Below are 26,820 nucleotides of genomic sequence, written 5' to 3'. Positions count from 1 at the left end.
GAATACACATGAATAAAGCACCTGTACCACCCGCCCATTGCACGTTTGAGCCAGAGGACTGGCTGCGTCTGGCAAAGTGCTGGCATCCGGTTGCGCGCGCCTGCGACATTGGCGCGGCGCCGGTTAAGGCGACCCTGCTGGACGAAGCGCTGGTTATCTACCGCGTGAACGGCCAGGTCGTGGTCGCCCGCGATGTTTGTCCACATCGCGGCGTGCCGTTGACGCTGGGCTTTCATGATGAGCACGGGATTATCTGCCCCTACCATGGCCTGCGCTTCGGGGAAGATGGCCGCTGCAACCGTATTCCCTCCAGCCCCGACCAGCCGGTACCGGCGAAACTCAATCTGATTAACTACGCCGTGGAGGAGCGCTTTGGCTTGATCTGGACGTGTCTGGCGTTTGACCCGGACAACCCGATGCCGCTACCCACCATGCCACACTGGGATGACGACGGCTTTCAGCAGATCAACTGTCCGGCGTTTGAAGTGAATGGCTTCGCTGGCCGCCAGGTGGAAGGATTTTTGGATGTGGCGCATTTCGCGTGGATCCACACCAGCACCTTTGCGGACCCGGATAACCAGCTCGTCCCGACCTATCAGCCACAGGAAACACCGTTTGGTTTTGTAGCGGACTACTGGAGTTCGGTGAGCAATTATCCCGCCAGCGCTGACGTGCAGGCGCCGGAAGGCTTCCAGTGGCTGCGCCATTTTGAAATGCACCTGCCCTTTACCGCCACCCTGACGATCCATTTTCCGGGTGAATCCCGGCTGGTGATCATGAACGCCGCGTCGCCGGTCTCGTCACGCGTCACCCGCATGTTTGCCCCGATTGCGCGCAACTTTGACCTGCATATCCCGGTGGAAGAGGTGCATGCCTTTAACCTGCGAATTTTTGAGGAAGACCGCCTGATGGTCGAGACCCAGCGCCCGGAAAGTTTGCCGTTGGATCTGACCCTTGAAGCCCATATTCCCGCGGATAAAAGCTCGATTGTCTATCGCCGGGGGCTGAAAAAGATGGGTTTTGGCGCGTTTTTCCTGGTCTGATGGAGGGCTGTCATGAGTGATATCTTAAGCGTTATCGTCGACGGGCTGTGGCGTCAGGGGAACAAAAGCCTCGCCGTCAGGCTGGTGGCGGAAAACGGTGAAGCGCTGCCTGAGTGGCAGCCCGGTGCGCATATCGACGTGCATTTACCCTGCGGGGTTATACGTCAGTATTCCCTGACCGGCCCATGCGGGAGTGAAGGCTATCTGATCTGCGTGGGCCGGGAAACCGCATCGCGCGGCGGGTCGCGCTATATTCATGAGACGCTGCGTCCCGGTCAGACGCTGCTGATCTCCGCGCCGCGCAATCTGTTTGCCCTGCAGGAGGCCGAACGGGTGTTGCTGCTGGCTGCGGGGATCGGGATTACGCCACTGTATGCCATGGCCCTGCAGCTGGAAGCAGCCGGAACCCCGTTCACTCTGCACTATTATGTCAAACACGCTGACAGCGCGGCTTTCGCCCGCGAGCTGGCGCAGTTGAAGCACGGCGAATGCGTTATCCATACCACCAGCCCGCGCACGTTGCTGGCAGAGCATATCCCGGTGGCCGCGGCGGGTCTTCACGCCTGGGTCTGTGGCCCGGCCGGGTTTATGGAAATGGTACGTGAGGTGGCGACGGCGAAAGGCTGGGATGGCGCCACGATCCACAGCGAGGCGTTTCAACCCGCTGCGCCTGATACCGGCGCTGAAAGCGGCGAGATCTTCACGATTAAACTGGCCTCCACCGGAAAGCGCTGGCCTGTGCCCGCAGATAAAACCATTGCTCAGGTGCTGCAGGAAAACGGTGTGGCCGTACCGCTCTCCTGCGAGATGGGGATCTGCGGTGCGTGTCTGACACCGGTGATTGACGGCGTGGTGGATCACCGGGACAGCGTACAGTCAGAGGCAGAGAAAAACGCCCCGAACCCGCATGTGGCGCTGTGTTGCTCAAGAAGTCATTCCGCTGAGCTGGTGATTGGGCTGTAAAACGAAAAAACCCTGCGATAGTGCTATCGCAGGGTTTTCGAATTTGGCGGAAGCGTAGAGATTCGAACTCTAGAACCCTTTCGGGTCGCCGGTTTTCAAGACCGGTGCCTTCAACCGCTCGGCCACGCTTCCAAAGTGAGGCGCACTATAAACATCTCTGAGCATGATGTAAAGCGTGAAATTGCATAAAGTTACACTTGCTCACCATCACCCCGCCCTCTGGCGTCATGACTCACTTCGGCGACGTTAATCTGGATGTGAAGTTTCCCTCTCATTACAGGCACCGGCAAATGTCCGGCAGGCAGCGTGTTGCGCTCAATCACAATATATGTATTATGTTATAACATAACAATTTAGGATTGATTTTTATGCTTCTGAAAAAAGGGTTATTACTGACAGTACTGCTGGCCATGGCACCAGCCACGTTTGCAGCAACAACTTACCCGCTGACGATTGAAAATTGCGGCGTCAGGCAGACCTTTACGCAAGCGCCACAGCGCGTCGTTACCGTGGGTCAGCATGAAACGGAATTGCTGCTCGCGCTGGGGCTGGAAAAATCTGTCGCCGCAACCTCAGTCTGGTTCGGCAAACTCCCGGATTCGCTGGCTGATGCCGGAAAAAAACTCCCCCGGCTTGCGGATAACTCCCCCTCTTTTGAAGCCGTGGTGGGACAAAAACCGGAACTCGTCCTCGCTCAGTATCACTGGCATATTGGCCCGCAGGGCGAGGTGGGAACACGCGAGCAGTTTGCATCACTGGGGATCAAGACGTGGATCTCCCCTGCCGACTGCACGGACAAAACGGTGACGGCAACCTCAAATGCTGACGGAGCACGGAGCACGCCGTTTTCACTGGCAGAAATAAAACACGAAGTCACAGACCTGGCCGCCATCTTTGATGTTCCCACGCGCGGCGAGCAGCTCAATCGTGACCTGACAGAACGGATTCAGAAAGCGCAGGCGCGCATCTCAGCAAAACCCCTGAAGGTTGTCTTTTGGTTTTCAAGCAGCCGCCTGAATGGCGATCCCTGGGTGGCAGGGAATTACGGCGCGCCTGGCTGGATAAGCCGCACGCTGGGGTTAAAGAACGTTATTGACTCGCATGATGAATGGCCCGCTGTCACCTGGGAACATATTGCCCAAATGCAGCCAGACGTTATCGTCATCGCTCAGATGTCACGCAGGCTCTACCCTGCCGATGACGCCGCGGTAAAAGAGGCCTTTTTACGACGCGATCCGGTGACAAGAAACATTCCGGCGGTCAGGAATAATCAGATTATTGTGGTGCCCGCAATGTCGTTAAACCCTTCTTTGCGTAACGTCGACGCGGTTGAGCTTATCAGCGATCGGCTGGCTTCATTCCAGGACGAATAATGAGTCATGTATCTTCTCCCCGCCGCCAGCAGGGGTTAATGGCGGCAGGCGCCGTGGCATTGCCGCTGATGCTGGTCTTTGCCGCGAGTATCGGCGATATGCCGGTATCGTATGCCGTTACCGGAAAAGCGATCCTCAATGGTCTTGGGCTGACTGCATACGTTCTGCCGCAACCCGAGGAAGGCATCGTCTGGCAGTACCGCATGAGTCGCGCATTAATGGCAGCATGCAGCGGCGGCGGCCTGGCGCTGTGCGGGCTGGTGCTCCAGTCAATACTGCGTAACCCCCTGGCGGAGCCCTATCTGCTGGGCATTTCCGCAGGCGCTTCGCTGGGGGCCGTCTGCGTGATGCTGCTCGGTATCGGGGGGAGCGTGATTGGCGTGAGCAGCGGTGCGTTTGTTGGCGCCTGCGCCGCTTTTGCGCTCATCATGTTGATTACAAACGGCATGAGCGCAAGCCCGTCGCGCATTTTGCTGGCAGGCATTGCGGGCACACAGCTCTTCAACGCCATGACCGCGTATATCGTCAGCACCTCCGCCAATGCCGAGCAGTCGCGTAGCGTTATGTTCTGGTTAATGGGCAGCCTGAGCGGTGTGCGCTGGCCGGACGCGCTGCTGGCGCTGGCCGTTACGTTGACGGGCCTGCTGATGGTATGCCTCTTTGCGCGGGCGCTGGACACCTTTACCTTTGGAGACGAGGTCTCTACCACCCTCGGGATTCCAGTGACCGCCGTACGAATTATCCTGTTGCTGACCTGCGCGTTCGTCACCGCAACCCTGGTCAGCGCCATAGGGGCAGTGGGATTTGTGGGGCTGGTCATTCCCCATGTGACGCGCATGCTCAGCGGTCCGGGCCATCGCCGCACGATCCCGCTGACGTTTCTTATCGGCGCGCACTTTATGATCCTGGCCGATGTCGTGTCACGCACGCTGATTGTGCACCAGGTGCTTCCCATCGGCGTGGTGACGGCACTGGTGGGCGCACCTGTCTTTGTGGCGCTGCTTTATCAAAACCGGAAGGAGCATCCATGAATATTTCCGTCTCGGGGTTAAGTGTGACCCGACAAGCACAGACGGTGCTTGAGGATATCGATCTCGACCTGTCATCCGGGCAGATTGTCGGCCTGTTAGGGCCAAACGGCTCGGGCAAATCAACGCTGCTACGCTGTCTTGCCGGGCTGTTTCCACACCACAGTGAACGCGTCGCGCTTAATGGCACGTCGCTTAGCGTGATGCCGTTAAAAACGCGCGCGCGGCAGTTAGCTTTCGTCCCGCAACATGCCGACGTTGAGGGAGAACTGATCGTCGAGGAAATCGTGCGGCTGGGACGTACGCCTTACCGGAAGGCGTTTCAGAGAAGCACTCGCGATGATGATATGGCGGTGGAAGAGGCGATTAGCCTCATGCGGCTATGCGGATTACGCCAGCGGCGGTGGCAGCAACTGTCTGGTGGGGAGCGTCAGCGAACCCAGATAGCGCGAGCGCTGGCACAGCAGCCCCGGGTGTTGCTGCTTGATGAGCCGACAAACCACCTGGACATTCAGCACCAGCTGGAGCTGATGCGACTTATATCGCAACTGCCTCTTACGGTGGTGGTGGCGCTACACGATCTCAATCTGGCGGCCAACTACTGCCAGCGGCTGATCCTTCTGAAGGCCGGGCGTATCGCGGCCACGGGCGCGCCTGCGGGGGTGCTCACCCCTAAAAATATAGAGCAAACCTGGTGTGTCAAAGCGAGCGTCTACAGGGCAGACGCCGGGATGACGATCGGCTACAACATGGGCGGCATGGCGGAAGTGTAGAGCCAAAGCAAAAAACCCTGCGATATTGCTATCGCAGGGTTTTCGAATTTGGCGGAAGCGTAGAGATTCGAACTCTAGAACCCTTTCGGGTCGCCGGTTTTCAAGACCGGTGCCTTCAACCGCTCGGCCACGCTTCCTAAGTGAGGCGAACTATAAACACCTCACTGCAGACTGTAAAGAGCACGCGCATTCGTTCGCTTTAAAAATAGCCAAATTACGTTTAATCGGTTGAATAGACAACATATTGGCCATTTTGCCAGCATAATATCCAGCGAATGTCTTAGTGTTTTTTGATGTACATATCTTTCGTGTAGTAGTACCCGAGCTTATCCGGCGTGAATCCCCCCACCCACGGCTTCACCAGGTGCGTACGAACGTAGTGATAGACAGGGATCGCCGGCACATCACGCCCCAGCAAATCCTCTGCCTGTTGATAAAACTTACCGCGCTCTTGTGCCGTTTTCGACTTCGCCGCATTCACCAGCGCTTGATCGTACTCAGGATTGCTGTACTGCGTGGTGTTTTGGCTATCCCCGGTACGGAAGTTATTCAGGAATGTGGAGGCGTCATCGTAATCGGCAATCCAGGCGTAGCGCACCGCGTCAAAGTTATGGGTGTGCATGGTATCGAGCATGGTTTTCCACTCCTGGTTCTGCAGCTTCGCCTCGACGCCGAGATTTTTCTTCCACATTGAGCTGGCAGCAATCGCGATACGCTGGTGCGTTTCAGAGGTGTTATACAGCAGATTAAAACTCAGTGGATGGCTGGCATTATACCCGGCCTCTTCGAGCAGTTTTTTCGCCTCGGCAATTCGTTTGTCCCGCGGCCAGCTGGCGTAATCCGGGTTCTGTAACTTAACGCCACCAATGTCCGGCTGGCTGATAAGCCACGCCGGACGCTGTCCCTGCCCCATCACTTTATCTGCGATGATGTCTTTATCGAGCGCCATATTGAGCGCCTTACGCACGCGCGCATCGTTGAACGGCGGACGGGCGGTGTTGAATTCGTAATAGTAGGTGGCAAGCTGCGGAGAGACATCCAGCTGGCTGCCCAGCGTTTTCTTAAGCTGGGCAAACTGGTTGACTGGCACCGTGTAGACAATATCGATTTCTCCCGCTTTATAGCGGTTCACATCAGCCGCCTCGGAGGTGATAGGCAGATATGTCACCTTGTTGATCACAGTATGGGCATTATCCCAGTAGCGCGGGTTACGCTCCGCCACAATGCGTTCGTTAACCACCCATGAGGACAGCTTATAGGCACCGCTGCTGACGATGTGCTCGGGCTTGGTCCATTTATCGCCGAAACGCCCCACCAGGACTTTATCTATCGGCACCAGAGACGGGTGTGCCAGCATCGCCAGGAAAGCTGCATTAGGTTGCGAAAGCGTGACCTCCAGCGTGGTGTCATTAATTGCTTTCACGCCCAGCGTATCGGGCGCTTTTTTACCTTCGGCAATTTCAGTGCCGTTGACGATAAGCATGCTACCGGGATAGCTGGCATACGGTGAGGCGGTTTTTGGGTCAACCAGTCGCTGCCAGCTCCAGACGATATCTTCCGCGGTGATGGCGGTACCGTCGCTCCAGGTGATGCCCGGACGCAGATGGAACGTCCAGACGGTGTTGTCCTTGTTCTCCCATTTTTCCGCCAGCCGTGGCTGGATTTCACCCGCCGGGGAGACACTGACCAGCCCGTCGAATAAATCGCTGATAATATTGAATTCGACGTCGCTTTCGACTTTATGCGGGTCGAGCGAAGCGGGTTCACTTCCGTTATTCCTGACCAGTTCCTGCTTATCGGCCAGCTGCGTCCCTGCCGGCACGTTAGCCGCCAAGGATGCCGTGCTGGCACACAGGATCCCGGCCGCCAGTAAAGAGAGTGTAAAGTGAGTGCGTGTTTGTGGTTTCATTTCCTTCGCCTTATTGTCTGTTTTGTGACGATCCGGAAATAACTCTTAGCGGCCTTATGGTAATAAGGCAATATTTTTCAGTAACCTATAAGAGCTTGATCTGATTAATTGCGCCAAACCGCTGTTCATACTGGTGAAACGTCTTTCTGCAGAATAAATAACCAGCTCCGGCGCTAACCTGCTGAGTAAAGATGGGTAAAACCACTTTGAGACTGGCGCGCCGTTTCCTATTCTTTCCGTTAATTACATCTGTCATAAGAGAGTGACTCATGGATCGTATAATTACTTCCTCACGCGACCGCACATCGCTACTCAGCACCCACAAGGTGCTGCGCAATACGTACTTTATGCTCAGCCTGACGCTGGCGTTTTCGGCGATCACCGCCACCGCCAGCACCGTGCTGATGCTGCCGTCTCCGGGGCTGATCCTGACGCTGGTGGGGATGTACGGTCTGATGTTCCTGACCTACAAAACCGCTGACAAACCGGTCGGTATTCTTTCCGCGTTCGCCTTTACCGGCTTCCTGGGTTATATCCTGGGGCCAATCCTGAACGCATACCTGTCTGCCGGCATGGGTGATGTGATCGGTATGGCGCTGGGCGGCACCGCGCTGGTGTTCTTCTGCTGCTCCGCCTACGTGCTGACCACCCGCAAGGACATGTCCTTCCTCGGCGGTATGCTGATGGCAGGTATCGTGGTGGTGCTGATTGGTATGGTGGCTAACATCTTCCTGCAGCTCCCTGCCCTGCACCTGGCGATTAGCGCGGTGTTTATCCTGCTGTCATCCGGCGCGATCCTGTATGAAACCAGCAACATCATTCACGGCGGTGAGACCAACTACATCCGCGCCACCGTGAGCCTGTATGTGTCGCTGTACAACATCTTCGTCAGCCTGCTGAGCATCCTGGGCTTCGCCAGCCGGGATTAAGCCAGAGTGTTGTGTACCGAGCCCCGCTTATGCGGGGCTTTGTTTTTTGGTACACTGCGGCGGTTTTTGACTGATGCGTGAATAACTATGTTGAGCTTTGAAGGTAAAGAGATCGAAACCGATAACGACGGTTATCTGAAAGACAGCCACCAGTGGAGCGAGGCGCTGGCGGAAGTGATTGCAGAAAAAGAGGCGATCGCGCTCTCCCCTGAGCACTGGGAAGTGGTGCGCTTTGTGCGCGAGTTCTATCTCGAATTCAATACCTCTCCGGCTATCCGGATGCTGGTTAAAGCCATGGCCAATAAATTCGGTGAAGAGAAAGGCAACAGCCGCTATCTGTATCGTCTGTTCCCGAAAGGCCCGGCCAAACAGGCCACCAAAATTGCCGGCCTGCCTAAACCGGTGAAATGCATTTAGTAGCGAATACCGAAGTTCATGTATTCCCGGCCGGGTTGATGCGGTTCGGTTAAGACCTTATCAACCCGGGCACTGCGCGGCCCACCCGCTTTCAGCCACGCCAGCAGTTTTTCAACCTGCTCTGCCTCGCCACAGGCGACCACCTCAACGCTGCCATCATCCATGTTTCGCGCATATCCCGTTAGCCCAAGCTGGACCGCCTCGCGCTGCGTGCTGTAGCGGAAGCCCACGCCCTGAACGACGCCGTGAACCCAGGCGATAGTGCAGACTTTTGACATCTTCCTTCTCCTTATCCGTCTGGCGCGTTGCATTTCCCCGGCGAACTCGGGAAAATGGCGGCCATTTTCTTGAATCGACAGAATAGCAAATTATGAGTGTACGTTTAGTGTTAGCCAAAGGGCGCGAGAAGTCATTACTGCGCCGTCATCCCTGGGTCTTTTCCGGCGCGGTTGCCCGTATGGAAGGTAAAGCCAGCCTCGGTGAAACCATTGATATTTTTGACCATCAGGGGAAATGGTTAGCACGAGGCGCCTACTCGCCAGCCTCCCAGATCCGCGCGCGCGTCTGGACCTTCGACAAAGATGAAACCATCGATATCGACTTCTTCGTGCGTCGTTTGCAGCAGGCGCAGCATTGGCGCGACTGGCTGGCCAAACGCGATGGTCTGGACAGCTACCGCCTGATTGCCGGAGAGTCCGACGGTCTGCCGGGCGTGACCATTGACCGCTTCGGTAACTTCCTGGTCCTGCAGTTACTGAGCGCTGGGGCTGAATACCAGCGCGCCGCGCTGATCAGCGCCCTGCAGTCTCTGTTCCAGCAATGCGCCATCTACGACCGCAGCGATGTGGCTGTGCGTAAAAAAGAGGGAATGGAACTGACCCAGGGTCCGGTGACCGGCGAACTGCCGCCTGCCCTGCTGCCTATCGAAGAACACGGCATGAAGCTGCTGGTGGATATTCAGGGTGGTCATAAAACGGGCTATTACCTCGACCAGCGTGACAGCCGTCTGGCCACGCGTCAGTACGTTGCCGACAAACGCGTGCTCAACTGCTTCTCTTACACCGGCGGCTTTGCGGTATCGGCTTTAATGGGCGGCTGCGCGCAGGTGGTGAGCGTGGATACGTCTCAGGAAGCGCTGGATGTGGCAAAACAGAACGTCGAGCTGAACAAGCTGGATCTGAGCAAAGCCGAATTCATTCGCGACGACGTCTTCAAACTGCTGCGTAAATATCGCGATCAGGGTGAGAAGTTTGACGTTATCGTGATGGATCCGCCTAAGTTTGTGGAGAACAAAAGCCAGCTGATGGGTGCCTGCCGCGGCTATAAAGATATCAACATGCTGGCCATTCAGCTGTTGAACCCAGGCGGCGTGCTGCTCACCTTCTCCTGCTCTGGACTGATGACCACAGATTTATTTCAGAAAATCATCGCCGATGCCGCAATAGATGCTGGTCGTGATGTACAATTTATAGAGCAGTTCCGTCAGGCAGCCGATCACCCGGTGATCGCTACCTACCCGGAAGGGCTGTATCTGAAAGGGTTTGCCTGTCGCGTCATGTAACTTGAAAAGAGAAATATTGCCCGCACATAGAGTGTAAGTAGTGTTTCCCGGGAGGTGACTATGATTGCCAGCAAATTCGGTATCGGCCAGCAGGTCCGCCACACTTTGCTCGGGTATTTGGGTGTGGTCGTGGATATCGACCCGGAGTATTCCCTTGATGAACCGTCGGCGGATGAGCTGGCGGTGAACGCAGAGCTTCGCGCCGCACCCTGGTACCATGTGGTGATGGAAGGTGATGATGGACAACCCGTCCATACCTATCTTGCTGAGGCGCAGCTAAGCAGTGAATTGCAGGATGAGCATCCGGAGCAACCCACGATGGATGAACTGGCTCAGACTATCCGCAAACAGTTACAGGCTCCGCGCCTGCGGAACTAAGCGTGTAAAAAAAGCCCGATAACGGGCTTTTTTTTATGACTTTGTCAGCCCCAGCCGGGGGATTTCAATCGCCGGACAGCGGTCCATCACCACCTTCAGCCCCGCCTCGCGCGCCAGCACCGCAGCCTGTTCGTTAATAACGCCTAACTGCATCCACAGCGTTTTCGCACCGATGGCAATGGCCTCCTGCGCCACGCCCCATGCAGCCTCGGAATTACGGAACACATCCACCATATCCACCTTTTCCGGTACGTCGTTTAGCGTGGCGTATCCTGGCTGGCCCAGCAAGGTCTTACCGGCCACTTTTGGTGACACAGGGATGACGTGGTAGCCCTGATCGAGAAGGTACTTCATTACCCGATAGCTTGGACGATCCGGTTTATCGCTCGCCCCCACCAGCGCAATGGTGCGTGTGGACGTCAAAATCTCGGCAATATCATTCTCTTTCATGCTTTTCCTCCTGGCTTTTTAACAAGTGTATGTCAAAGCGCACATCTCAACCATCCATCCCATACAGATGTATGAGAGCAAAAGGCCAGAATATGTCTATATGTTAGTAAACATGATTATCGACAAATTTAGATACATTATCGCGGTAAGCGTACGTTAAACAGGAGCCCCTATGAAAGCCGGCCTTGCCACTGCTGTGATTGCGTTAGTGATGCCGGTTTGCGTTTTTGCAACCACGCTGCGGCTTTCTTCCGACATTGACCTGCTGGTGCTGGACGGAAAAAAAGTCTCCAGTTCGTTATTACGCGGTGCCGACAGCATCGAACTGGATAACGGCCCTCATCAGGTGGTGTTCCGGGTAGAAAAAACCATCCGCCTTGCTAATCATGAACAACGAACGTACCTCTCTCCTCCGCTGATTATGAGCTTTAACACCCAGCAGGTAAGCCAGGTGAACTTTACGTTGCCGCGTCTGGAAACGGAAAAAGAGTCGGCGACGTTTGACGCCTCGCCGCGTGTGGAACTGGTGGATGGCGATGCCACCCCGATCCCGGTGAAGCTGGATATTCTGGCGCTGACGTCGTCACCGACGGGCACAGATTATGAGGCCGCAACGCAAGCCTATAACAAAGCGGGTAAGCGCGCCTCGCTGCCCCGGTTTGCCTCCATGATGGCTGACGACAGTACACTGCTGTCCGGCGTCTCAGAGCTGGATGTGATCCCCCCTCAATCCCAGACGCTGACAGAACAACGCCTGAAATTTTGGTTTCAGCAGGCCGATCCCGACACGCGAGCCCGCTTTTTACAGTGGGTGAAGCAACAACCTTCGTCGTAAGCCACATTTTTTTCGCCTTTCTCTTGCAGCATCAGGCGGTTCCCGTCATCGTGTAGCCAGTTAACCTGATGGATATGATTATGGAACTGACAACACGCACATTACCGGCACGCAAGCACATTGCGCTGGTTGCGCACGATCACTGTAAACAAATGCTGCTTAACTGGGTTCGCCGCCATCAGTCCTTGCTGGAAAAGCACGCCCTCTCGGCGACGGGCACCACCGGTAACCTTATCCACCGCGAAACGGGTCTGGAGGTGAACGCCATGCTGAGCGGCCCGATGGGTGGCGATCAGCAGGTGGGCGCACAGATTTCTGAGGGGAAAATTGATGTTCTGATCTTCTTCTGGGATCCGCTGAATGCGGTTCCGCATGACCCGGACGTGAAAGCGCTGCTGCGTCTTGCCACCGTCTGGAATATTCCGGTGGCGACAAACCTGTCGACGGCGGATTTCATCATTGAATCACCGCAGTTCAACTCGCCGGTTGAAATTCTCATCCCCGATTATCAGCGTTATCTTTCCGACAGACTGAAGTAGCGTTATGCCCGGCGGCGCTACGCTTGCACGGGACGGCGTGTTTTGCAGGCCGGGTCAGGCGAAGCCGCCACCCGGCAATCCCGCTACGGCTTGCGCGCCACCGGCACATCAATACTCTTCAGAATATCGACAAACACTGACGGCTCCTCTTTGTTGAACAGCAGCCACACGCGATGACGCGCGCGGGTGATCGCCACGTACAGCAATCGCCGCTCTTCGGCGTCCGGGAAATCTTCCGGTACCGGCAGTAAGGCTTCCTCCATCACCGACTCACGGGCAGGCGCGGGGAATCCATCGCTCCCCTCTTTCAGCCCGACCACAATGACATAGTCGGCCTGCTGGCCTTTACTTGCGTGGATGGTCATAAAATCAAGCTGCAGCTTCGGCCAGCGAGTCGCCGCTTTCTCCAGCGCCGCCGGTTTAAGATGGTGATAACGCGCCAGCACCAGAATACGTTCATCAGGCTTTGCGTAACCGCTGAGTTTGTCCAGCAGCGGCTCAAGCTGGTCATCCGCCAGCAGGGTCACGGCTTTTTTATCTCCCGCTCTCAGACTGTTGAGCGGCTTGGCCAACTGATGGGGGTTCTGCTGGATAAAGCGGTTAGCGATTTCACCAATTCGGGAGTTGAAGCGGTAAGTCGTGTCCAGATCGCTACGATCGCCTTCGCCAAAATAGTGATGGAACGCGGTGGTCAATGAAAGCTGCGCGCCGCTAAAGCGGTAGATGGCCTGCCAGTCATCCCCGACGGCAAACAGAGAGGTATGTTTATTTTGTGCCCGTAATGCCGAAAGCAGTGCAGCACGCTGCGGGGAGATATCCTGGAACTCATCCACCAGAATATGTTTCCACGGGCTGACAAAACGCCCCTTCTCCAGAATGATGATGGCCTGATGGATAAGACCTGAGAAATCAACGGCGTTTTCCTCCTTCAGCGCCGTTTTCCAGGCTTTCAACAGCGGGGCCATCAGCTTGACCCGCTTTGAAAACAGGGCGCGAACAGACTCCGGCGCGCTTTCAATCATCTCCGCCTGCGATCCGCCATGCATCCGCATCAGACTCACCCAGCGGTCAAGACGCGAGCCGAGCCGACGCGCCAGCTTTTCATCCTGCCAGAAGCTGCCTTCAGGCACCTCCCAGTTGAGCTCCTCTTCCAGCCACTGCCGCCACCCTTTCGCCTGTGCTTTTTTCTCGCTGCACTGCTGGCGCCACGTTTTAATAAACAGGGCCTGACGCGCCTGGGTGTCGTTTTCCAGTTTACTGATGGACGGGACTTTTTTGCTGCCCTGCTGAATGATGTGCAGCGCAAGGGCATGGAAGGTTCGCGCGGTGATATCCCGGGTGTGTAGCCGTTCCTGAATGCGTTCGTCCATCTCCTGCGCCGCCTTGCGACCAAACGCCAGCAGCAGGATCTGATCGGCGACGGCCTCACCCGTTGTCAGCAACCACCCCGCCCGCGCAACCAGCACGGACGTTTTACCGCTCCCGGCACCCGCAAGCACCAGCAGCGATTGTTCGCCGTTAACCACGGCGCGAGCCTGAGCAGGATTCAGCGGTGAAGACTCCACTGTGCTGAAGAAATCGGCGTAGCGGGTGAGCATTTCGTCAGTCCACGCCTGATTATGCGCCAGCCGGCTCTTGTCTGCGTCGCTCAGCCAGGCCTGACACTGGCGCCAGGCGTCACGACAATTGTCGAATTCATTAAGGCGCGTCACCGGTAACGGTAGCGCCGTGAGCGCCTGCCTGATCTTTTGTTGCAGCCCGGCGGTCTGCTGACGGGTCAGCCACGTTTGTTGGGCATGACTCTGCGCAATATCATTCAGCACCTGCTGCAGGACTTGCGCGGCAATCACGCTCATATCGTGACTCCACTGCTGCCAGAGCTGGTTCAGATGATGATGAAAACGCTGGGTTTCGCCCCACTCCGTGCCATGAAGACGCACGACTTTATCGGCAGGCAACACAAATTCCAGTTCACCCCATACCAGCCCGCGCTTGCAGTGGATGGCCAGGAGCTGATTGAACGGAATAAGGTATTCGTGGCGTTCCCCGGAGACTTTCACTCCCGCGTTGAGGAGGACAACCTTGTCGTACGGGTGTTGCGCCAGGCGTTTGCCCATTGAAGTTGCTTTCAGTTCCATATCCAGCCGGATCCACGAAGAGATAATTGCCTGATAGTTTAACTGCCAGTTTTAAGGTGCTCCAGCCTAAAAAAACGTTACAATCATTGGGCGTTAATTTTATCGAAAGGAAGTGAGGGTTTATGCGTACCGTTCTGAATGTGTTGAATTTTGTGCTGGGCGGTTTTGCCACCACCCTTTCCTGGCTTTTTGCCACTCTGGTGAGCATCGTCCTGATTTTTACGCTTCCCCTGACCCGCTCCTGCTGGGAAATCACCAAACTCTCCTTTATCCCTTACGGGAATGAAGCCGTTCACGTCGACGAACTGAACCCGGAGAGCAAAAGCGCACTGATGAACACGGGTGGAACCGTGCTGAACATCCTGTGGCTGATTTTCTTCGGCTGGTGGCTGTGTGTGATGCATATTTTTGCCGGCATAGCCCAGTGCATCACGATTATCGGTATCCCGGTGGGGATCGCGAACTTTAAGATCGCCGCCATCGCTCTGTGGCCTGTCGGGCGCAGGGTTGTTCCGGTCGAAGTGGCCCAGGCGGCGCGTGAAGCGAATGCACGTCGTCGTTTTCAGTGATTAAGGACTGGCCGCGTCTATGCTAAGCCCACTGCTTCGCCGTTACACCTGGAACAGCTCCTGGCTCTATAACGTCAGGATTTTTATCGCACTTTGCGGCACGGTTGCCCTGCCGTGGTGGCTGAACGATGTCAAGCTCACCATTCCGCTCACGCTGGGGGTGGTTGCGGGGGCGCTGGCGGATCTGGACGATCGCCTTGCCGGGCGTCTGCGTAATCTGGTTATTACCCTCGTCTGCTTTTTTATTGCCTCCGCGTCCGTGGAGTTGCTGTTCCCGTGGCCGTGGCTGTTCGCTTTAGGCCTTACGCTTTCCACCAGCGGGTTTATTTTGTTGGGTGGGCTGGGACAGCGCTATGCCACCATCGCGTTTGGCGCCCTGCTGATTGCCATCTACACCATGCTGGGCGTTTCCCTTTACGACCAATGGTACCAGCAACCTGTTCTGCTGTTGCTGGGGGCCATCTGGTATAACCTGCTGACGTTAACCGGTCATCTGATCTTCCCGGTACGCCCTCTGCAGGATAATCTTGCCCGCAGCTACGAGCAGTTGGCCCACTACCTTGAGCTAAAATCCCGGTTGTTCGACCCGGATATCGAAGAGGAGAGCCAGGCGCCGCTCTACGACCTGGCACTGGCAAACGGCCAGTTGGTCGCCACGCTTAACCAGACCAAAGCCTCGCTGCTCACTCGCCTGCGGGGCGACCGGGGCCAGCGAGGGACACGCAGAACGCTGCACTATTACTTTGCCGCCCAGGATATTCATGAACGCGCCAGCTCGTCGCATGTGCAGTATGCCGCCCTGCGTGAGAAGTTTCGCTACAGCGACGTCATGTTCCGCTTCCAGCGCCTGCTGTCCATGCAGTCCCAGGCGTGCCAGCAGCTGGCACGCTCCATTCTGCTGCGCACGCCCTATCAACACGATCCGCGCTTTGAGCGCGTTTTCAGCCATCTCGATGCGGCCATTGACCGCGTGCGAGCCAGCGGTACATCGCCGGAGCATATAAAAGCGTTGGGATTTTTGCTCAACAACCTGCGGGCAATTGATGCTCAGCTGGCAACCATTGAATCTGAGCAGGCAATGGCGCTGCCGGGTAATGAGGCGGACAGCCAGCTTGCGGATGACAGCGTGCACAGTTTCAGCGATATGTGGCTCCGGCTAAGCCGCAACTTTACGCCGGAATCTGCCCTGTTTCGCCATGCGGTACGCATGTCGCTGGTGCTGTGCGTGGGCTACGCCTTTATTCAGATCACCGGTTTACACCACGGATACTGGATCCTGCTGACCAGCCTGTTCGTCTGCCAGCCGAACTATAACGCCACCCGACACCGCCTGGCGCTGCGCATTATTGGCACGCTGGTGGGGGTCGCAATCGGGCTACCGGTGCTCTATTTTGTGCCCTCGGTGGAGGGCCAGCTGATCCTGATCGTGATCACCGGGGTGCTGTTCTTCGCCTTTCGTAACGTGCAGTACGCCCACGCGACGATGTTCATCACCCTGCTGGTGCTACTCTGCTTTAACCTGTTGGGTGAAGGGTTTGAAGTTGCCCTGCCCCGCGTGATCGATACGCTGCTCGGCTGTGCCATCGCCTGGGCGGCAGTGAGTTTTATCTGGCCCGACTGGCGTTTTCGTAATTTGCCGCGCGTCCTGGACAGGGCGATGAATGCCAACTGCCGCTATCTGGATGCCATTCTTGAACAGTACCACCAGGGACGCGATAACCGTCTGGCTTACCGCATTGCCCGACGCGATGCGCATAACAGCGATGCTGAACTGGCTTCCGTAGTCTCTAATATGTCAACGGAGCCGCGCGCCACGGCAGAAATTCGTGAAACGGCTTTCCGCCTGCTGTGCCTGAACCATACCTTCACCAGCTATATCTCTACGCTCGGTGCCCACCGCGAAAAACTGACAAACCCGGGTATCCTTGCCTTGCTGGATGATGCTGTCTGCTATGTCGATGATGCGCTACACCACCGCCCAGCCGATCAACCGCGTGTCCAGCAGGCACTGGATGAACTGGCTCAACGGATTGCGCATCTTGACCCAGGAAACGACAGCAAAGCGCCGCTGGTTCTCCAGCAGATTGGTCTGCTTATCGCTCTGCTGCCAGAAATTTGCCGACTGCAACAGCAAATTGCTACCTGGAGGAGCGATTCTCCTGTGGCTCAGGCAGCGCATTAAACCACTCCGTCAGCTCCCGGCGAATCTCCGCCGGGAGTGCCGCTTCATGCAGGCCCTCAATAGCCCCTTCCAGGGCAAACAGTACTTTAATACTGAGCGCTTTATTTTTTGCCCGCAGCTTTAGCCAGCTCGTTCTGGCTCCCAGCGACCGGAGGGTATCTTCGTTGGTAATCCCGGCTTCACAGAGCAGGACTTCCAGCTGAAAAGTCAGGTTGGGCAGATCCTTAAGCCGATTTCGCTGGTAGCGCTGTATGCGCTCTTTACGCGCGGCATTAAGCGCGTAAGAGGAAAGCTGAAGCAACCGCTCCCGGTCCTGCCAGAGTCCGTCATCCACACGATAGTAGTTAAGCAGGATCGGACGGCCGCGTTTCATTAAGGTCAAAAAGGAGGATCCGTTTTTGACACAGTACTTTGCACTTTCCTCACAGGCGCGAAGGTAAAGCTCACCGTCTGACACCATGGCAAACACCGCTTCATCGACGGCCAGGGTATAGCCACCAAAAAGCGCACGATGATGAATTTCTCCTAATGGAGAGAGGTATTCCTGGGATTTATAAATCCGTTCATAAGATATCTTTTTCATGATATTTCCATTAAAAATCAGATATTAACGACGACATTTCTTACTAACGGATCCGTTAACAGGAAAATAGGCAACTTATTGCCGATGAGCAAGATGATTTTTTCAGGTTCGCCAGGAATGAATGAATTTTGCGAGTCGCTTTCCGAAATTGAGGTTGATCTTTATGCATACAGGGGTTACTGTATATTCATACAGTAACTACAGGGCTGGAATGATTATGTACACTTCAGGCTATGCAAATCGCTCAACATCTTTCTCTTCTCCCGCTGGCGATGTCGCACAGAACGCCGTCGGGCGTGTTTCGACAGGGCTTATCAGTGAAGTGGTTTATCGTGAAGACCAGCCCCTGTTGACCCAACTTCTGTTACTGCCGCTCTTGCAGCAGCTTGGTCAGCAATCGCGCTGGCAGCTCTGGCTAACGCCGCAGCAGAAACTGAGCCGGGAATGGGTTCAGTCTGCAGGCCTGCCGCTGACGAAAGTCATGCAAATTAATCAGCTCTCTCCCTGCGATACGGTTGAGTCGATGATCCGGGCATTACGTACAGGAAATTACAGCGTGGTGATTGGATGGTTATCAGACGAATTGACGGAGCAGGAACATTTTCGTCTCACCGAAGCGGCAGAAGAAGGCAATGCGATCGGCTTTATCATGCGCCCGGTTCGCCAGGATTCTTACCGCAGAGGACAACTTTCTGGGCTAAAAATTCACTCAAATTTGTATCACTGAGCAAATTTAAGAGTTTTCCTGGAATTTTTTTCGACCTCAAGATGCGCTTTTAGTTCCATGGTCCAAAACGGCGGCAAGGCTTGTCTGGTGCGGTTCTTCTTAATTTTATTGCACAAATTTCGTTCAGAAATTGTTAAATAATCGGTATACGGAACTTTTTTTTTCATATGCCTGACGGACTTCACACTTGTAAGTTTTCAGCTACGTTGTAGACTTTACATCGCCAGGGGTGCTCGGCCTAAGCCGAAGATATCGGTAGATTTATATTTGACCACGCCCCCCGGTGAAGGATTTAACCGTGATTCTCGATTGAGATTTTCATGGCGAATTTTGGATGATAACGAGGCGCAAAAAATGAAAAAGACAGCTATCGCGATTGCAGTGGCACTGGCTGGCTTCGCTACCGTAGCGCAGGCCGCTCCGAAAGATAATACCTGGTATGCAGGTGGTAAACTGGGCTGGTCTCAGTTCCACGACACCGGCTGGTACAACAGCAGCCTGAACAATGATGGCCCTACTCACGAGAGCCAGCTTGGTGCAGGTGCGTTCGGTGGCTATCAGGTTAACCCGTATGTTGGTTTTGAAATGGGTTACGACTGGTTAGGTCGTATGCCATACAAAGGCGACAACGTAAATGGCGCTTTCAAAGCTCAGGGCGTACAGCTGACCGCTAAACTGGGTTACCCAGTAACTGACGATCTGGACGTGTACACCCGTCTGGGCGGCATGGTATGGCGCGCTGACTCCAGCAACAGCATCGCTGGCGACGACCATGACACCGGTGTTTCCCCAGTATTCGCTGGTGGCGTTGAGTGGGCTATGACCCGTGACATCGCTACCCGTCTGGAATACCAGTGGGTTAACAACATCGGTGACGGTGCTACCGTTGGTGTTCGTCCAGACAACGGCATGCTGAGCGTAGGTGTTTCCTACCGTTTCGGCCAGCAGGAAGATGCGCCAGTCGTAGCTCCAGCACCGGCTCCAGCTCCAGAAGTACAGACCAAGCACTTCACTCTGAAGTCTGACGTTCTGTTCAACTTCAACAAAGCGACCCTGAAACCAGAAGGTCAGCAGGCACTGGATCAGCTGTACACCCAGCTGAGCAACCTGGATCCTAAAGACGGTTCTGTCGTGGTTCTGGGCTTCACCGACCGTATCGGTTCTGACGCTTACAACCAGAAACTGTCTGAGAAACGTGCTCAGTCTGTTGTTGATTACCTGATCTCTAAAGGTATCCCAGCTAACAAGATCTCCCCACGTGGTATGGGCGAATCTAACCCAGTTACTGGCAACACCTGTGACAACGTTAAAGCTCGCGCTGCTCTGATCGACTGCCTGGCACCAGATCGTCGCGTAGAGATCGAAGTTAAAGGCGTTAAAGACGTTGTAACTCAGCCAGCGGCTTAAGTTATCGTCTTATAAAAAAACCCCGCAATGCGGGGTTTTTTATTATCTGAAGTAACTGAAAACGTTATTTTTTGCCCAGCAGCGCCTGAAGATCGTTCTTCAGCGTGGACATCTGGTTGGCGTATTTCTCTTTATGCTCGGCATCTTCAATCAACTGCACCACCGTTTCTGACAACGTTTTTCCCCGCCGTTGCGCAAGCCCTGCCAGACGCTGCCAGACCATAAATTCCAGGTCGATGGATTTTTTGCGGGTGTGCTGGTGCTCAGCATTAAAATGCCGTTTACGTCGCGCGCGGATAGTTTGCTTCATCCGGTTTAACAGTGCCGGATTGATATGTTTCTCAATCCAGCCATTCACCTGTACCGGTTCATTTTCGAGGGTCAGCAAAATATCCACGGCCTCTTGTGCGGCGCTGGCTTCGATGTAGCAGGTAATCAGCTCCCCTTCTCGGTGCTTTTTGACCAGGTACTTCCATTTCCAGCCGCTTTCGAGATTTTCCAGTTGTTGATATTTCATTGCGATCTCAGTGTTACCACGTAACTCTGTTCAGAATATCAGTTTTTTAGCAATCTGCTGAAAAGAAATCATATCCTGTGAAGCATTGCAGGCGATTCGCTTCCCGAAAACCCCAATCCTGCTTGGGTACAGCCCCCCGCTTACGGTATACTCCACGCTTTTACATCTGACTAAAAAACATCAACTTTGACCATTACGAAACTTGCATGGCGTGACCTTGTTCCGGATACCGAAAGTTACCAGGAATTGTTTGCACAGCCAGACCTCGCACAAGAACACGAATTCATACTTAGCGATACACAACCGCGTTTGCATTACGCGCTGGAGCAGGTGTTAAGCCCATGGGCGACATCACCCTTCATGCTGCTCAAAGCCCCGGAAGAAGCCGAGTATTTGACGCTTCTGGGTGATGCCATGCGCCAGCTACGACCGGAAGCAAATGTTGTTTTCGGCGGCCAGTATCGTATTTCTGGACATGATGTCACTTTCGAACCCGCAGAACAGGCTGATGGCCGTTTTGCGGCTAAGGGCGAAGTGGTTACCGCTAACTGGGTCGAGGCTGAACAACTCTTTGGTTGCCTTCGCCAGTTCAATGGTGAGATATCGCTGCAGCCTGGGCTGGTACACCGCGCGAATGGTGGCGTACTGATCATTTCCCTGCGTACTTTGCTCTCCCAGCCGCTGTTGTGGATGCGTCTGAAGACAATCGTCAGTCAGCAACGCTTTGACTGGGTCGGCTACGACGAGTCTCGTCCTCTGCCGGTCTCTGTCCCCTCCATGCCGCTGTCGTTGACCGTGGTACTGACGGGTGACCGTGAACCGCTGGCTGATTTCCAGGAAATGGAGCCAGAGCTGGCGGCACAGGCGGTGTACAGCGAGTACGAAGACAACATCCAGATTGCTGATGCCGATGACATGGCTCAGTGGTGCCAGTGGGTGATGGCCATTGCAGCCCGTTTTACCCTGCCGACGCCTGCTGCTGACGCGTGGCCTGGACTTATCCGCGAAGCGGTTCGTTATACCGGTGACCAGGAGACGCTGCCGCTTTGTCCGCTCTGGATCAGCAAACAGCTGCGTGAAGTGGGCGTTATCAGCGGGAACGGCGTCTTTACCGGGGAACAACTCGCTCAGATGCTTGCCCAGCGAGAGTGGCGGGAAGGCTATCTGGCCGATCGTATGCAGGATGAAATTCTGCTGGAGCAGATTCTGGTCGAGACCGAAGGCGAGCGCATCGGACAGATCAATGCCCTGTCGGTGATTGAATTTCCCGGACATCCGCGTGCGTTTGGCGAGCCTTCACGCATCAGCTGCGTCGTCCACATTGGCGACGGCGAGTTTACCGACATTGAACGCAAAGCTGAGCTTGGCGGAAACATCCACGCCAAAGGCATGATGATCATGCAGGCTTTCCTGATGTCAGAGCTGCAGCTTGAGCAACAAATCCCCTTCTCTGCCTCGCTGACGTTTGAGCAATCCTACAGCGAAGTGGATGGTGATAGCGCCTCTATGGCCGAGCTGTGTGCCTTAATCAGCGCCCTGGCGGACGTCCCCATCAATCAAAATATCGCCATTACCGGTTCAGTCGATCAATTTGGTCGCGCCCAGCCTGTAGGTGGTCTGAATGAAAAGATTGAGGGCTTCTTCTCTATTTGTCAGCAACGCGGGTTAAACGGCAAACAAGGGGTGATTATTCCGGCTCCCAACGCACGCCATTTGAGCCTCAGTCAGGCACTTCTGGATGCGGTGGAGCAGGAACAATTCACCCTCTGGGCCATCGAAGGGATTGAGGATGCACTACCCTTACTGACAAACCTGGTATGGGATGGGGAGGGGCAAACGACCCTGATGCAGACTATCCAGGAGCGCATTGCCCAGGCGACACAGCAAGATGCTCGTCATCGTTATCCGTGGCCGTTACGCTGGTTGGGTTGGTTTAGTCCGAACTGATCGGACTTGTTCAGCGTACACGTGTTAGCTATCCTGCGTCCTTCACTAAAATAAGGCTTACTGAGAACATGGTAGATAAACGCGAATCCTATACAAAAGAAGATCTTCTTGCCTCTGGTCGCGGTGAACTGTTTGGTGCGAAAGGCCCACAGTTACCGGCCCCGAACATGCTGATGATGGACCGTGTCGTGAAAATGACCGAAACCGGCGGCAACTTCGATAAGGGTTACGTAGAAGCAGAACTCGATATCAATCCTGACCTGTGGTTCTTCGGTTGCCACTTCATTGGCGATCCGGTAATGCCTGGCTGCCTGGGTCTGGACGCTATGTGGCAGCTGGTTGGCTTCTATCTGGGCTGGCTTGGCGGCGAAGGTAAAGGTCGTGCGCTGGGCGTGGGTGAAGTGAAATTCACAGGTCAGGTTCTGCCAACGGCGAAGAAAGTGACCTACCGTATTCACTTCAAGCGCATTGTTAACCGCCGCCTGATTATGGGCCTGGCGGATGGCGAAGTGCTGGTAGACGGTCGTCTGATCTATACCGCCAACGATCTGAAAGTGGGTCTGTTCCAGGACACTTCTGCTTTCTAATCGCTGCTTTTCGCGGCTCCAGAAAGGCGAAACCTCCGCAGTGCGGAGGTTTCTGTTTTTAAAGAGACGTTATCAGGCAATGAGTGCCCTGTCGCCGATGGCTTCTCGCCAGCCTCCCAGCCATTGTGACCTTTGATTAATCGTCTGATAAGGACACATTTCTTTAGATCGTCCAGCGATGCCGGCCTGATAACCACGTTGATGAGCCCGTTCCAGGCGATCTCGTTTCTGTCTCTTCATGCCTCGTTTCCCTCATTCTTTTGTCTGGTGGAAAGAAAACAGTGACTGCACAATGCGTGCAGGCACAGATAACGAATACCCCGAATTAGTCGTAGCGTCAACGTTCAAAATTCATACGGATGTCATATTTGTGAGCTAGCCAGAAGATCATTTGTACAAAAATTGTGACCCGGGACAAGTAACGGTCTGACGTGAAAACGAAAAAAAACCGCAATCAGTGGCACACCGATTGCGGTTTTTGATGATGAATTTTACTTATGGCAGCCGGGAGATTTCTCTCGCGATGTTGGCCGATTCCTGTGCCCACCCCTGGGCAAGCACTTTCACCATTTCATCATAGCCATCTTTTTGCTGCTTGAGCTCCAGATGGAACGGACGCTTAATCAGCTGTCCCTGATGGTTAAGCAGCCATTCTCCGCTGATGACAACAGCACCGTCATAACGACCATGAAAGCCCGTTACCGTCACGTTCAGCGTGTCCTGGTCGCTTCCAAGAGGCTGGGAGGCGACAACCCAGCCCGGAAGCTGGCTGCTGAGATTCGCCACCAGCGTATTGCGCAACTGTTGATCCAGCGGGCTGGCCCACAGGTTATTATTGGCAATCACATACTGCACATCGCTGGTCTGGTAAACCACCCCGTTGCCGGCCAGATAATCTGGCACAGCCACTTGCTCAACCCACAGCAGACGGTTGCCCTGTGAGGCGGTGCTCTGCGTACCCACCTGCGCCATCAGCGGCAGCTGATAGTAGCTTTTCGTTTCACTCCCTGAGCTACAGGCCGTGAGCACCATCGCACCTACAATCGCTAGCCATTTTTTCATTGTTTCGCCCTCTTCGGCTCAGGATCCTTTTTATCTTTTGCTTCAAACACCAGCGCGTTGCTCTTCTCATTGAGCGTTTTCAGTACGGGCTGCAGTTCACGCAAGACCTGATCAAGACGCTGCATATCTGCCACCATCTTGTTGTAGGCCGCCGAACCAGGCTGGAAGCCCTGCATGCTACGGTTCAGTTCACGCAGCGTTTTCTGCATATCCTGCGGCAACTGCTGCATGCTCTGGCTTGCCGTGAGCTTATTGATGTTATCCAGCGTGGTTTGCAGACGCTGCATCGTCTCCTGGCTCTGATGCAACGAGCCTGTCGCCGCTTCAATCATCGGATTCAGTGGCAGATTGTTGATCTTATCCAGTGTTTCCATCAGACGCTGCTGGATTTGAGCCAGACCGCTGCTCACCGTTGGAATGATCTTGTAGCCGCCAAATTCACGGATACCGGTAATCGGCGGAGCTTTTGGATAGAAATCCATATCCACATACAGCGCACCAGTCACCAGGTTGCCGGTCTTCAGCGAGCCGCGCAGGCCACGGTTCATCAAATCGGTAATATGCGCGCCGATATCCTGATTCTCGCCAATCTGGTTAACCAGACGCTCTGGCTCAATGCGGATCAGCACCGGAATACGATAGTCATCATCAAGTACTTGCTGAAGTCCCGGCACAAAGAACGGCACCTGTCCGACCGTACCCAGACGAATACCGCGGAACTCAACGGGCGCACCCGGCTGCAGGCCGCGGACGGAATCTTTAAAGAACATCAGGTAATCAATGTGATCGGTATAGAGCGCGTCCTGAATGCTTCTTTGATCGTCAAAGAGCCTGAAGGCCGTTTTCTCGGCCACCGGCTGCCCCAGATCCAGTCCTTCCGGCACGTCAAAGCTGACGCCGCCGCCAAACAGGGTGGTCAGCGACCCCATTTCAACGCGCATACCTGCTGAGGTGAGATCGACCGCGATCCCGCTGTCTTTCCAGAAGCGTACGTTGCTGGTCACCAGACGATCGTTTGGCGCATTGATGAACAGCTGATAGCTGATGGTCCGTTTTTGCGGATCAAAGGTGCTGGTCTCGACTGAGCCAACACGATAGCCGCGGAACAACACCGGATCGCCAGGTGAGAGCTGGCCCGCTTTTTTACTGTCGAGAATCACGCGGATCCCTTTTGCATCAGGCGGGGCTAGCGGTGGAGAGTCTAAAAGCTGATACTGGGCTGGCTGCGCCCCTTTTGCCCCCGGCTGTAGCTCAATATACGCGCCCGAGAGCAGCGTGCCTAAACCACTGATCCCTTCCCGACCGACCTGCGGTTTAACCACCCAAAAAACGGAATCACCGTGAAGCAGCTTTTCCATCCCGGCATTTAACCGCGCTTTAATTTCTACGTGCGTTAAATCATCCGTCAGGGTGGCGCTTTCAACCACCCCTACATCCACGCTGCGGCTTTTGATGGTCGTTTTACCGCCCTCAATCCCCTCGGCATTGGTGGTGATGAGCGTCACTTCCGGTCCCTGATGGCTGTAATGATAAAACAGGATCCATGCACCGATCAGCGCCGTCACGATGGGAAAAATCCACACCGGTGACCAGTTTTTGACCTTCTGCACTTTCGCCTCTCCACTCTTATTTTCCATGCTCTTACTCTTCCTCATGGCTTAATTCAGGCTCACGATCCCACGATAAACGAGGGTCGAAGGTCATGGCCGCAAACATGGTCATAATCACGACCAGCGCAAACATTAAAGCCCCCATCGCAGGATAAATACTCATCAAACCGCCCATCCGCACCAGTGCAGAGAGAACGGCAATGACAAACACGTCAATCATTGACCAGCGTCCAACAAACTCGACAACTTCATAAATGAGGTGCATGCGTTCGCTGTCGCGTTTGCCGTGCCCTTTCGCATCCCAGCAGAGCCAGGCAATCGCGATCATTTTTAAGGTAGGCACCATAATACTGGCGATAAAAATCACCCCAGCCACCGGATAAGATCCCTCGCCCCACAGCAATATCACCCCGGCGAGGATCGTCGAGGGCATTTTGTCACCGAGCAAATCGGTGATCATGATCGGCAGAATATTCGCGGGAAGATACAGCATGACAGAGGTCACCAGCAGCGCCATGGTCCACTGCAGGCTATTTTTGCGCCGCACATGGCCTTTGGTTTCACAGCGTGGGCAGACGTCCAGATCGGCGGGCAGCACGGCAGTACAGCAGGAGCAAGAGCGCAGTCCCTGGCGGATCCCCGGCACGCCAACCTTCACCGTCTGGGCAAGCGTGGGAGCCGGAGCAATATCATCCCATGCCCAACGCCGGTCAACGCACTGGAATGCGCGCAGTTGCAGCACGCAATAGAGACACCACGGGATAAAGCTGCTGCCAATCCCCACGTCACCGTAGGCCATCAGCTTTACGAAGCTGACCAGAATACCCGCCAGAAAAATCTCGGCCATTCCCCAGCTTTTAAGCTGAAACAGGACTCGCGCCAGTTTGATTTTCAGGGCTGCGGGCATTTTTACGCGGTTGACCAGCAAAAGGATGACAACCAGACAAAAAGCCGGAACGATCTGCACAAACAGAAGAAAGAAGGTGCCGAGGCTGGCGTAATCTTCCGAGAACATCACCCCCGGAATTTCAAGCAGATCGACCTGGCTTGTCATCCCTCCCACCTTCATATAGATGAAGGGGAAGAGATTAGAGAGCAGCAACATGAACAACGCGGCCAGCGCATACGCCGTGGGACGCTGTCTTGGCGCGTCCCATTCGGTTGTCAACGTTGTGCCGCAACGCGGGCACAGGGCCTTATGTCCGTGACCAAGCTCTGGCAACGCCACGAGCATATCGCATTGCGAGCATAATATATGCCTGTCGGCATGGTGCTGGTCACACATATGTTATC

General features: G+C 55.0%; 27 protein-coding genes and 2 tRNA genes. 17 read left to right on the top strand and 12 right to left on the bottom strand.

The genetic code is table 11. The annotated features are described in order from the left end of the window. Nucleotides 1–8: 8 nt before the first annotated feature. Nucleotides 9–1,043, top strand: coding sequence for a molybdenum cofactor-independent xanthine hydroxylase subunit HpxD (gene hpxD, locus AC2FAK_RS13335; protein WP_095455506.1), 1,035 nt, complete (start codon nucleotides 9–11; stop codon nucleotides 1,041–1,043). A 12-nt stretch (nucleotides 1,044–1,055) separates the two neighbouring features. Continuing rightward, nucleotides 1,056–2,006, top strand: coding sequence for a PDR/VanB family oxidoreductase (locus AC2FAK_RS13330; protein ID WP_038419048.1), 951 nt, complete (start codon nucleotides 1,056–1,058; stop codon nucleotides 2,004–2,006). A 44-nt stretch (nucleotides 2,007–2,050) separates the two neighbouring features. Here the strand turns inward: AC2FAK_RS13330 and AC2FAK_RS13325 are convergent. Continuing rightward, a tRNA-Ser gene (locus tag AC2FAK_RS13325) sits at nucleotides 2,051–2,138 on the bottom strand. A 236-nt stretch (nucleotides 2,139–2,374) separates the two neighbouring features. Here AC2FAK_RS13325 and AC2FAK_RS13320 point away from each other — a divergent pair. From AC2FAK_RS13320 to AC2FAK_RS13310, 3 genes are read left to right on the top strand one after another with little or no spacing between them, the layout of a single operon-like run. Then, nucleotides 2,375–3,379 (top strand): ABC transporter substrate-binding protein, encoded by a 1,005-nt coding sequence (locus AC2FAK_RS13320; RefSeq protein WP_057072077.1) that lies wholly within the window; start codon nucleotides 2,375–2,377, stop codon nucleotides 3,377–3,379. Next, nucleotides 3,379–4,410 carry a FecCD family ABC transporter permease gene (locus tag AC2FAK_RS13315; RefSeq protein WP_095427249.1) on the top strand — a complete coding sequence of 344 codons (1,032 nt, stop codon included), beginning with the start codon at nucleotides 3,379–3,381 and terminating at the stop codon, nucleotides 4,408–4,410. Before AC2FAK_RS13320 ends, AC2FAK_RS13315 begins: the two co-directional genes overlap by 1 nt. After that, nucleotides 4,407–5,180: an ABC transporter ATP-binding protein gene (locus AC2FAK_RS13310; protein WP_095455505.1), complete on the top strand. Its 774-nt coding sequence runs from the start codon at nucleotides 4,407–4,409 to the stop codon at nucleotides 5,178–5,180. Before AC2FAK_RS13315 ends, AC2FAK_RS13310 begins: the two co-directional genes overlap by 4 nt. Nucleotides 5,181–5,229: 49 nt before the next feature. Here the strand turns inward: AC2FAK_RS13310 and AC2FAK_RS13305 are convergent. Together AC2FAK_RS13305 and AC2FAK_RS13300 are read right to left on the bottom strand one after the other, a co-directional pair. Further along, nucleotides 5,230–5,317, bottom strand: a tRNA-Ser gene (locus AC2FAK_RS13305). A 143-nt stretch (nucleotides 5,318–5,460) separates the two neighbouring features. Next, nucleotides 5,461–7,089, bottom strand: a complete 1,629-nt coding sequence (locus AC2FAK_RS13300; protein ID WP_095455504.1) for an ABC transporter substrate-binding protein — start codon at nucleotides 7,087–7,089, stop codon at nucleotides 5,461–5,463. Between the two features lie 269 nt (nucleotides 7,090–7,358). Between AC2FAK_RS13300 and yccA the strand changes: the two genes are divergently transcribed. Next, entirely contained in the window at nucleotides 7,359–8,018 is a 660-nt protein-coding gene (gene yccA / locus AC2FAK_RS13295; protein ID WP_013097244.1) for an FtsH protease modulator YccA, read from the top strand. 87 nt (nucleotides 8,019–8,105) lie between these two features. Further along, on the top strand, nucleotides 8,106–8,435 hold the full coding sequence (gene tusE, locus AC2FAK_RS13290; RefSeq protein WP_013097245.1) for a sulfurtransferase TusE: 330 nt from the start codon (nucleotides 8,106–8,108) through the stop codon (nucleotides 8,433–8,435). Here the strand turns inward: tusE and yccX are convergent. Then, nucleotides 8,432–8,713 carry an acylphosphatase gene (gene yccX / locus AC2FAK_RS13285; protein WP_013097246.1) on the bottom strand — a complete coding sequence of 94 codons (282 nt, stop codon included), beginning with the start codon at nucleotides 8,711–8,713 and terminating at the stop codon, nucleotides 8,432–8,434. The genes tusE and yccX overlap by 4 nt on opposite strands. Nucleotides 8,714–8,805: 92 nt before the next feature. Between yccX and rlmI the strand changes: the two genes are divergently transcribed. Beyond that, complete coding sequence (gene rlmI, locus AC2FAK_RS13280) at nucleotides 8,806–9,996, top strand: 23S rRNA (cytosine(1962)-C(5))-methyltransferase RlmI (RefSeq protein WP_095455503.1); 1,191 nt, start codon at nucleotides 8,806–8,808, stop codon at nucleotides 9,994–9,996. Between the two features lie 60 nt (nucleotides 9,997–10,056). Beyond that, nucleotides 10,057–10,374 (top strand): heat shock protein HspQ, encoded by a 318-nt coding sequence (gene hspQ, locus AC2FAK_RS13275; RefSeq protein WP_013097248.1) that lies wholly within the window; start codon nucleotides 10,057–10,059, stop codon nucleotides 10,372–10,374. A 33-nt stretch (nucleotides 10,375–10,407) separates the two neighbouring features. Here hspQ and AC2FAK_RS13270 read toward each other — a convergent pair whose 3' ends face one another. Then, the gene (locus AC2FAK_RS13270; RefSeq protein ID WP_020689684.1) at nucleotides 10,408–10,824 is read right to left on the bottom strand and encodes a CoA-binding protein; all 417 of its coding nucleotides are present in this window, start codon (nucleotides 10,822–10,824) and stop codon (nucleotides 10,408–10,410) included. Between the two features lie 172 nt (nucleotides 10,825–10,996). Between AC2FAK_RS13270 and csgI the strand changes: the two genes are divergently transcribed. Then, nucleotides 10,997–11,659: a curli synthesis inhibitor gene (csgI, locus tag AC2FAK_RS13265; protein WP_095455502.1), complete on the top strand. Its 663-nt coding sequence runs from the start codon at nucleotides 10,997–10,999 to the stop codon at nucleotides 11,657–11,659. An 80-nt stretch (nucleotides 11,660–11,739) separates the two neighbouring features. Continuing rightward, a complete protein-coding gene (gene mgsA / locus AC2FAK_RS13260; RefSeq protein ID WP_095455525.1) occupies nucleotides 11,740–12,198 on the top strand; it encodes a methylglyoxal synthase in 459 nt (152 codons plus the stop codon). An 83-nt stretch (nucleotides 12,199–12,281) separates the two neighbouring features. Here mgsA and helD read toward each other — a convergent pair whose 3' ends face one another. Further along, nucleotides 12,282–14,336, bottom strand: a complete 2,055-nt coding sequence (helD, locus tag AC2FAK_RS13255) for a DNA helicase IV (protein ID WP_046888174.1) — start codon at nucleotides 14,334–14,336, stop codon at nucleotides 12,282–12,284. 122 nt (nucleotides 14,337–14,458) lie between these two features. Here helD and AC2FAK_RS13250 point away from each other — a divergent pair, with 122 nt between their 5' ends. Further along, on the top strand, nucleotides 14,459–14,905 hold the full coding sequence (locus tag AC2FAK_RS13250) for a YccF domain-containing protein (protein WP_014831318.1): 447 nt from the start codon (nucleotides 14,459–14,461) through the stop codon (nucleotides 14,903–14,905). A 19-nt stretch (nucleotides 14,906–14,924) separates the two neighbouring features. After that, nucleotides 14,925–17,087 (top strand): YccS family putative transporter, encoded by a 2,163-nt coding sequence (gene yccS / locus AC2FAK_RS13245; RefSeq protein ID WP_014831317.1) that lies wholly within the window; start codon nucleotides 14,925–14,927, stop codon nucleotides 17,085–17,087. Here yccS and AC2FAK_RS13240 read toward each other — a convergent pair. After that, nucleotides 17,044–17,670 carry a TfoX/Sxy family DNA transformation protein gene (locus AC2FAK_RS13240; RefSeq protein ID WP_013097255.1) on the bottom strand — a complete coding sequence of 209 codons (627 nt, stop codon included), beginning with the start codon at nucleotides 17,668–17,670 and terminating at the stop codon, nucleotides 17,044–17,046. The two genes, yccS and AC2FAK_RS13240, sit on opposite strands and share 44 nt — an antisense overlap. Nucleotides 17,671–17,887: 217 nt before the next feature. Between AC2FAK_RS13240 and sulA the strand changes: the two genes are divergently transcribed. Together sulA and ompA are read left to right on the top strand one after the other, a co-directional pair. After that, nucleotides 17,888–18,397 (top strand): SOS-induced cell division inhibitor SulA, encoded by a 510-nt coding sequence (sulA, locus tag AC2FAK_RS13235; protein WP_095455501.1) that lies wholly within the window; start codon nucleotides 17,888–17,890, stop codon nucleotides 18,395–18,397. A 354-nt stretch (nucleotides 18,398–18,751) separates the two neighbouring features. Continuing rightward, nucleotides 18,752–19,804, top strand: a complete 1,053-nt coding sequence (ompA, locus tag AC2FAK_RS13230) for a porin OmpA (protein WP_118283100.1) — start codon at nucleotides 18,752–18,754, stop codon at nucleotides 19,802–19,804. A 64-nt stretch (nucleotides 19,805–19,868) separates the two neighbouring features. Here the strand turns inward: ompA and matP are convergent, their stop codons facing one another. Then, nucleotides 19,869–20,321 (bottom strand): macrodomain Ter protein MatP, encoded by a 453-nt coding sequence (gene matP, locus AC2FAK_RS13225; protein ID WP_013097258.1) that lies wholly within the window; start codon nucleotides 20,319–20,321, stop codon nucleotides 19,869–19,871. A 186-nt stretch (nucleotides 20,322–20,507) separates the two neighbouring features. On the opposite strand from matP, the gene AC2FAK_RS13220 reads away from it, so the two are divergent. Both AC2FAK_RS13220 and fabA read left to right on the top strand, forming a co-directional pair. After that, entirely contained in the window at nucleotides 20,508–22,268 is a 1,761-nt protein-coding gene (locus AC2FAK_RS13220) for an AAA family ATPase (RefSeq protein WP_095455500.1), read from the top strand. 68 nt (nucleotides 22,269–22,336) lie between these two features. Continuing rightward, on the top strand, nucleotides 22,337–22,855 hold the full coding sequence (fabA, locus tag AC2FAK_RS13215) for a bifunctional 3-hydroxydecanoyl-ACP dehydratase/trans-2-decenoyl-ACP isomerase (protein ID WP_000227926.1): 519 nt from the start codon (nucleotides 22,337–22,339) through the stop codon (nucleotides 22,853–22,855). 72 nt (nucleotides 22,856–22,927) lie between these two features. On the opposite strand, the gene rmf is transcribed toward fabA, so the two are convergent. The 4 genes from rmf to pqiA form a co-directional block, all read right to left on the bottom strand. Beyond that, nucleotides 22,928–23,095: a ribosome modulation factor gene (rmf, locus tag AC2FAK_RS13210; RefSeq protein ID WP_013097261.1), complete on the bottom strand. Its 168-nt coding sequence runs from the start codon at nucleotides 23,093–23,095 to the stop codon at nucleotides 22,928–22,930. 255 nt (nucleotides 23,096–23,350) lie between these two features. Then, nucleotides 23,351–23,917, bottom strand: coding sequence for a membrane integrity-associated transporter subunit PqiC (gene pqiC / locus AC2FAK_RS13205; protein ID WP_013097262.1), 567 nt, complete (start codon nucleotides 23,915–23,917; stop codon nucleotides 23,351–23,353). Next, nucleotides 23,914–25,554, bottom strand: coding sequence for an intermembrane transport protein PqiB (gene pqiB, locus AC2FAK_RS13200; RefSeq protein WP_013097263.1), 1,641 nt, complete (start codon nucleotides 25,552–25,554; stop codon nucleotides 23,914–23,916). Before pqiB ends, pqiC begins: the two co-directional genes overlap by 4 nt. Before the next feature lie 4 nt (nucleotides 25,555–25,558). Continuing rightward, the gene (gene pqiA, locus AC2FAK_RS13195; RefSeq protein ID WP_058681832.1) at nucleotides 25,559–26,812 is read right to left on the bottom strand and encodes a membrane integrity-associated transporter subunit PqiA; all 1,254 of its coding nucleotides are present in this window, start codon (nucleotides 26,810–26,812) and stop codon (nucleotides 25,559–25,561) included. Between the last annotated feature and the right edge of the window lie 8 nt (nucleotides 26,813–26,820).

It is taken from the genome of Enterobacter cloacae complex sp. 394F7 (assembly GCF_057320385.1).
Note: the sequence above shows the minus strand (reverse complement) of the source record. Positions and strands in the feature narration are given on the sequence as shown.

Coding starts and splice junctions, on each gene's coding strand:
- ompA (WP_118283100.1), top strand. CDS start 18,752: ATGAAAAAGACAGCTATCGCGATTGCAGTGGCACTGGCTGGCTTCGCT.
- AC2FAK_RS13240 (WP_013097255.1), bottom strand. CDS start 17,670: ATGAAAAAGATATCTTATGAACGGATTTATAAATCCCAGGAATACCTC.
- fabA (WP_000227926.1), top strand. CDS start 22,337: ATGGTAGATAAACGCGAATCCTATACAAAAGAAGATCTTCTTGCCTCT.
- AC2FAK_RS13330 (WP_038419048.1), top strand. CDS start 1,056: ATGAGTGATATCTTAAGCGTTATCGTCGACGGGCTGTGGCGTCAGGGG.
- mgsA (WP_095455525.1), top strand. CDS start 11,740: ATGGAACTGACAACACGCACATTACCGGCACGCAAGCACATTGCGCTG.
- AC2FAK_RS13315 (WP_095427249.1), top strand. CDS start 3,379: ATGAGTCATGTATCTTCTCCCCGCCGCCAGCAGGGGTTAATGGCGGCA.
- tusE (WP_013097245.1), top strand. CDS start 8,106: ATGTTGAGCTTTGAAGGTAAAGAGATCGAAACCGATAACGACGGTTAT.
- AC2FAK_RS13310 (WP_095455505.1), top strand. CDS start 4,407: ATGAATATTTCCGTCTCGGGGTTAAGTGTGACCCGACAAGCACAGACG.
- hspQ (WP_013097248.1), top strand. CDS start 10,057: ATGATTGCCAGCAAATTCGGTATCGGCCAGCAGGTCCGCCACACTTTG.
- rmf (WP_013097261.1), bottom strand. CDS start 23,095: ATGAAGAGACAGAAACGAGATCGCCTGGAACGGGCTCATCAACGTGGT.
- yccS (WP_014831317.1), top strand. CDS start 14,925: ATGCTAAGCCCACTGCTTCGCCGTTACACCTGGAACAGCTCCTGGCTC.
- pqiC (WP_013097262.1), bottom strand. CDS start 23,917: ATGAAAAAATGGCTAGCGATTGTAGGTGCGATGGTGCTCACGGCCTGT.
- AC2FAK_RS13320 (WP_057072077.1), top strand. CDS start 2,375: ATGCTTCTGAAAAAAGGGTTATTACTGACAGTACTGCTGGCCATGGCA.
- pqiA (WP_058681832.1), bottom strand. CDS start 26,812: ATGTGTGACCAGCACCATGCCGACAGGCATATATTATGCTCGCAATGC.
- yccA (WP_013097244.1), top strand. CDS start 7,359: ATGGATCGTATAATTACTTCCTCACGCGACCGCACATCGCTACTCAGC.
- rlmI (WP_095455503.1), top strand. CDS start 8,806: ATGAGTGTACGTTTAGTGTTAGCCAAAGGGCGCGAGAAGTCATTACTG.
- pqiB (WP_013097263.1), bottom strand. CDS start 25,554: ATGGAAAATAAGAGTGGAGAGGCGAAAGTGCAGAAGGTCAAAAACTGG.
- AC2FAK_RS13300 (WP_095455504.1), bottom strand. CDS start 7,089: ATGAAACCACAAACACGCACTCACTTTACACTCTCTTTACTGGCGGCC.
- AC2FAK_RS13250 (WP_014831318.1), top strand. CDS start 14,459: ATGCGTACCGTTCTGAATGTGTTGAATTTTGTGCTGGGCGGTTTTGCC.
- csgI (WP_095455502.1), top strand. CDS start 10,997: ATGAAAGCCGGCCTTGCCACTGCTGTGATTGCGTTAGTGATGCCGGTT.
- hpxD (WP_095455506.1), top strand. CDS start 9: ATGAATAAAGCACCTGTACCACCCGCCCATTGCACGTTTGAGCCAGAG.
- matP (WP_013097258.1), bottom strand. CDS start 20,321: ATGAAATATCAACAACTGGAAAATCTCGAAAGCGGCTGGAAATGGAAG.
- yccX (WP_013097246.1), bottom strand. CDS start 8,713: ATGTCAAAAGTCTGCACTATCGCCTGGGTTCACGGCGTCGTTCAGGGC.
- AC2FAK_RS13270 (WP_020689684.1), bottom strand. CDS start 10,824: ATGAAAGAGAATGATATTGCCGAGATTTTGACGTCCACACGCACCATT.
- helD (WP_046888174.1), bottom strand. CDS start 14,336: ATGGAACTGAAAGCAACTTCAATGGGCAAACGCCTGGCGCAACACCCG.
- sulA (WP_095455501.1), top strand. CDS start 17,888: ATGTACACTTCAGGCTATGCAAATCGCTCAACATCTTTCTCTTCTCCC.